General features: G+C 73.8%; 3 protein-coding genes and 1 pseudogene. 2 read left to right on the top strand and 2 right to left on the bottom strand.

Annotation, left to right across the window (positions count from 1 at the left end):
• Nucleotides 1–1382, top strand: a pseudogene (locus H5J33_RS21630) (hypothetical protein); the annotation flags it as partial.
• A gap of 118 nt (nt 1383–1500) precedes the next feature.
• On the opposite strand, the gene H5J33_RS21625 reads toward H5J33_RS21630, so the two are convergent.
• Nucleotides 1501–2340, bottom strand: a complete 840-nt coding sequence (locus tag H5J33_RS21625; protein WP_181796576.1) for an IclR family transcriptional regulator — start codon at nt 2338–2340, stop codon at nt 1501–1503.
• 90 nt (nt 2341–2430) lie between these two features.
• Nucleotides 2431–2982 carry a hypothetical protein gene (locus H5J33_RS21620; RefSeq protein ID WP_309485460.1) on the bottom strand — a complete coding sequence of 184 codons (552 nt, stop codon included), beginning with the start codon at nt 2980–2982 and terminating at the stop codon, nt 2431–2433.
• Nucleotides 2983–3398: 416 nt separating this feature from the next.
• Between H5J33_RS21620 and H5J33_RS21615 the strand changes: the two genes are divergently transcribed.
• Nucleotides 3399–5618 (top strand): nitrate- and nitrite sensing domain-containing protein (locus H5J33_RS21615; RefSeq protein ID WP_181796574.1); only part of this gene is annotated, 2220 nt, incomplete at its 3' end.

Raw genomic sequence — 5618 nt, 5'->3', positions numbered from 1 at the left:
CGACCGCGAGCGAGCAGCTCGGGCGGCTGCGCGGCGAGGCCGAGCGGCTCGCCCCCGAGGACGGCGAGGCGCACACCGAACTGCCCGGGGAACTGATCCCGCGCGACGCCGAGCACGCCCAGGCGCTGCTGCGCACCGCCACGGCCGAACTCGCCGCCCGTACCGAGGCGCTGGCCGAGGCCCGGGAGGCGCACACGCGGCTGCTGGAGGCCCACCGCGCCGCCGAGGACGCGGCCGGCGGCTTCGACGAGATCGCCGCCATGCTCCGCGACCTGCTGCGCGAACAGGCGCCCGAGGAGGATCCGGAGGAGCCGGAGCCGTACCCCGGCACCCTGGAGGAGGCCCGGCACTCCGCCGCCGAGGCCCGCCGCTCCCTGCGCGGCTGCGCCGCCGACCTGTCCGCCGCCGAGGCGGCCGTGCGCGAGGCGAGCGACGTCCTCGTCCGGCACGCCAACTCCACGCGCTACGAGCAGGTGCGCACCCCCGCCCGGCAGCAGATCCGGGAACTGCCCGCCTCCGCACTGCCCGAGCACGCCCAGAAGTGGGCGGACGCGTTCGCGCCCCGGCTGCGCGTGCTGACCGACGAACTGGCCCAGCTGGAGCGCAACCGCGACTCCATCGTGGACCGGCTGCGCGGCCTGGTGGAGTCGGCCCTCGCCACCCTGCGCTCCGCCCAGCGGCTCTCCCGGCTGCCGGAGGGGCTCGGCGAGTGGTCCGGGCAGGAGTTCCTGCGCATCCGCTTCGAGGAACCCGATCAGGCCACGCTCACCGAACGGCTCGGCGAGGTCATCGACGAGGCCACCCGCGCGGCCGTGAAGAAGAACTCCGACCTGCGCCGCGACGGGATGTCCCTGCTGCTGCGGGGCGTCGCCGCGGCCCTGCAGCCCAAGGGCGTGGCCGTCGAGATCCTCAAGCCCGACGCCGTGCTGCGCGCCGAGCGCGTCCCCGTCGGCCAGATGGGCGATGTGTTCTCCGGCGGTCAGCTGCTCACCGCGGCCATCGCCCTGTACTGCACAATGGCCGCGCTCCGCTCCAACGACCGCGGCCGCGACAAGCACCGGCACGCGGGCACACTGTTCCTGGACAACCCGATCGGCCGCGCCAACGCGACCTATCTGCTGGAGCTCCAGCGGGCCGTGTCCGACGCGCTGGGCGTCCAGCTGCTGTACACCACCGGCCTGTTCGACACGACCGCGCTCGCCGAGTTCCCGCTGGTCATCCGTCTGCGCAACGACGCCGACCTGCGGGCGGGCCTGAAGTACATCAGCGTCGAGGAACACCTGCGGCCCGGTCTGCCCCAGCCGCCCCAGGCGGGGGAGACGGTGCACAGCGAGATCACGGCGACGCGGATGTACAAGAAGCCGGCGCCGAGCGCCCCGTAGGCAGGCCACGTGTCCCCGGTCCGTTCCGCATCGCGCAGCACATCGCGCGCTGCGGAACGGACCGTCGCGCGCTGCGGAACGGGACCGGGGCGGCGCGGCGCGTCCGGCGCCGCCGTCGTCAGAAGCCGTACCCCATCCGCCGGGACAGCTCGGCGCCCGCCGCGGCCGTACGCTCGGCCACCTTGGGCAGCCGCTCCGCGTCGAGCCGGTACACCGGCCCGGACACACTGATCGCCGCGATCACCTCGCCGTCGTGCGCGCGCACCGGGGCCGCGACGGCCGCGAGCCCCGGCTCCAGCTCCTCGACCGTGACGCCGTACCCCTGCCGGACCACGGCCTCCAGCTCGGCGCGCAGCATCGCCGCACCCGTGACCGTACGATCCGTGAACCGCGTCAGCGGGCGCGCCAGCAGGCCCTCGCGCAGGGTCGGCGGCAGGTGCGCGAGGAGCACCTTGCCGCTGGAGGTGGCGTGCAGCGGGGTGCGCCTGCCCAGCCAGTTCTGCGCGGTCACGGCGGCGGTGCCGCGGGCCTGCATGATGTTGACCGCCGCGTCGTCGTCGAGGACGGCGACGTTGACCGTCTCACCGAGCTCGTCGGCTACCTCCCGGCACACCGGGACGGCCTCCTGGGAGATGTCGAGACGCACCGCCGCCGCTCCGGCCAGGCGCAGCACACCGGCCCCCAGGCAGTACTTCCCGCGGTCCTTGGCCTGGGCCACCAGACCCCGGTTCTCCAGGACGCCGAGCAGCCGGAACGCCGTGGACTTGTGGACGCCGAGCTCCTCGGCGATCTCGGTGACACCCGCCTCGCCGTGCCGGGCGAGGATCTCGAGCACGCTCACGGCACGGTCCACCGACTGCACCGCGCCGGCCGCCCCACGGCCGCCCTGCCTCTCCGTGCGCCGCGGCTCCCGACCGGTCTCCTCGCTGCGGCCGGTCTGCTTCTGCGTACGGGGCATGGCTCCACTCTCGTTGGCGCGCGGACGCGTTCGTTGCGCACAGCGCCTCATCGTGCGCCATACGGAACGCGATGCTATCGAAGCGCCCGGTCAGGAGTGCGACAGCTGCCCCGCCCCACCCCTGCGGCGTATCCGCCCCTGTTCCCGCCGGGCCGCGCGCTCCTCGCGGCGCCGGGCCCGCCGTTCCCGGCGCAGGGCCCGGGCCGTGCTGCTGGGCTCCGAGATCACGCCGTGCCGCTGGTTCCACACCTGGCGGGTCACCCACACGTCGACCGCGGCCCACGTGGCCACCACCGTGCCGGCCACGCCGGCCATCACCATCGGGAACGCCAGCCAGGAACCGGCCAGCGCGCACAGGAACGCGACCATCGCCAGGATCAGCGTCACCGCGATGACGAGGACGGCCCGCACCGCCGCTGCGCGCACCGGATCGGGCACCGGATGCCGGCGCGCGGGCTCCTCGACCCACAACGGCCGGTGGTCGTACCGCGGTTCGTCACCGCCGTACGGCCGGTAGCCGTACCGCCGTTCGTCGCCGCCGGGCCCGCCGCCGCCCCGCGGTGCCGTGCGGTCCCACTGTGTCCGCGCGTGACCCGCCCCGCTCTTCCCGGGCGTCTCGCGCCATTCCGCCGTGCCCGTCACCGTGTCACTCCCCACCGCCGGCAGACCGCTCGCCCCGGAGTCCGAAGACCCCGTCTCCCCAGTGGCTGCCCGGCTTGCGCCGCTTTACGCCGCCGGGACGCGGGATGCGGCCGCTGTGGCCTATTCCGCCCCCAATTCCCATAGAGGAGGACGAACGAGACCGCGCGAAGATTCCCGCGCAGCGAAAAAATCCGGCCAACCGCCCGCCAAAGTTGCCACGAGTGGCCGGTCCCGACCCTCCGGATCACGGTGGCAATCTCCCCTAATGCCCGGACAACTCGCCATCTCTCGCTCACGATGCGGAACTTCACCCACCAGACATGTCTTCGAGTTACCTGTGGGGCGGTAGTAGGCTCGCGCCGTTTGCTGACGGACATGAACACCCCCGACCGGCGGGGGTCGAGCTGGGGGAGGCCATGCGCTTTCGCGGGAAGTCGATCCGCCGGAAGATCGTGGCGCTGCTTCTCGTGCCGCTGGTGTCCCTGACCGGCGTCTGGGCGTTCGCCACGGTGTTCGCAGGCCGGGAAGTGGCCCAGCTGTTCCGCGTGTCCGACACCGTCGAGGACATCGGCTACCCGGCCGAGGACACCGTGCGCGTGCTCCAGCAGGAACGCCGACAGGCCCTCGTCTACCTCGCCGACCCGCGGGCCGCCGAGGCCCTGCCCGCGCTGCACCGCACCCGTGCCGCCACCGACCGGTCGATCACCAAGCTCCGCCGCAACGCCGAGGACCAGGACGTCCGGGACGACCTGGAGGCGGACGACCGCGAACACCTGACCGCGGTCCTGGACTCCCTGGACGGCCTCGACTCCCTGCGCCGCAGCGTCGAGGAGCGCTCCCTCACCCGGGCCCAGGCACTCGGCCTCTACAACCGCCTCGTCGACCCCTGCTACGCGCTGCTCGCCTCCCTCGTCGGCATCGACGACGTCGAGGTCGAGAAGCAGGCCCGCGCCCTGGTCAACCTCAACCGCGCCCGCGAACTGCTCGCCCGCGAGGACGCCCTGCTCGGCTCGTCCCTCGTCGTCGGCCGGCTCACCCGGGACGAGACCCGGCAGGTCTCCGACCTCGTCGCCCAGCGCACCCTCCTGTACGACATCAGCCTCCCGCTGCTGCCCGCGTCCGAACGCGCGCGCTACGAACGCTTCTGGAAGAACGCCACCACGGCACCCCTGCGCGGAGCCGAACGGACCGTCGCCGCCATGGACTCCGGCACCCCCCGCGGGGTCACCGCCAAGAGCTGGGACTCCGCCGCGGCCACCGTCCTGGACCAGCTCGGCACCCTGGACGACCGGGCGAGCGACCGCTACCAGAACCGCATGCGGCCGGTGGCCATCGGCGTCATCGCGCAGGCGGCCGTCGTCGGCCTCCTCGGCCTGATCGCCCTCCTCGTCTCCATCGTCCTGTCCATCCGGATCGGCCGCGGCCTCATCCGCGACCTGCGCCAGCTGCGGCTGGAGGCCCACGAGGCGTCCGGCGTCCGGCTGCCCAGCGTGATGCGCCGGCTGTCCGCCGGTGAGCAGGTCGACGTCGAGACCGAGGTGCCGCGGCTGGAGTACGACAAGAACGAGATCGGCGAGGTCGGGCAGGCCCTCAACACCCTGCAGCGGGCCGCCGTGGAGGCCGCCGTCAAGCAGGCCGAACTGCGCGCCGGCGTCTCCGAGGTCTTCGTCAACCTCGCCCGCCGCAGCCAGGTGCTGCTGCACAAGCAGCTCACCCTGCTCGACAGCATGGAGCGCCGTACCGAGGACACCGACGAACTCGCCGACCTGTTCCGCCTGGACCACCTCACCACCCGCATGCGCCGGCACGCCGAGGGCCTGGTGATCCTCTCCGGTGCCGCGCCCTCCCGGCAGTGGCGCCGCCCCGTACAGCTGATGGACGTGGTCCGCGCCGCCGTCGCCGAGGTCGAGGACTACGAGCGCATCGAGGTCCGGCGGCTGCCGAGGGTCGCCGTCACCGGGCCCGCCGTCGCCGACCTCACCCACCTCGTGGCCGAACTCCTGGAGAACGCCACGGTCTTCTCGCCCCCGCACACCGCCGTCCAGGTGGTCGGCGAGCGGGTCGCCAACGGCTTCACCCTGGAGATCCACGACCGGGGCCTCGGGATGACGGCCGAGGCACTCCTCGACGCCAATCTGCGCCTCGCCGAGACACCCGAGTTCGAACTCTCCGACACCGACCGGCTGGGCCTGTTCGTCGTCAGCCGTCTCGCCCAGCGCCAGAACGTCCGGGTCTCCCTCCAGCCGTCGCCGTACGGCGGAACCACCGCCGTGGTGTTCATCCCCGACGCGCTGCTCACCGAGGACGTGCCGGACACCAACGGCGTCGGCTTCCGGCTCGACCGGGACCGCGCGGGCAACGGCGGCGAGCCGGCGCTCGGCCGCGGGCGGTCCCCGGAGCCGCTGCGGCTGCCCGGTCCGCCGACCTCCGTGCTGGACGGCCCGGTCGAGCTGGGGGCGCCGGTGGATCTCGACGCGCTGGAGGACTTCCCCGGTGCTCTCCCGGACGAGGACAGCGAGCGCGGCGGCCTGTTCCGCCCCCGCCGCTCCCGCCCGGGCGACGAGCAGCCGGCACACCACGACACCGGCGACCGCGGACCCGTACCGCTGCCCCGGCGGCAGACGCCCAAGCTGGTC

The organism is Streptomyces sp. WELS2 (assembly GCF_013870595.1).
Lineage (GTDB): Bacteria > Actinomycetota > Actinomycetes > Streptomycetales > Streptomycetaceae > Streptomyces.
The sequence above is the reverse complement of the archived record's forward strand: the minus strand, read 5'-3'. Positions and strand labels throughout refer to the sequence as shown.

Coding starts and splice junctions, on each gene's coding strand:
- H5J33_RS21625 (WP_181796576.1), bottom strand. CDS start 2,340: ATGCCCCGTACGCAGAAGCAGACCGGCCGCAGCGAGGAGACCGGTCGG.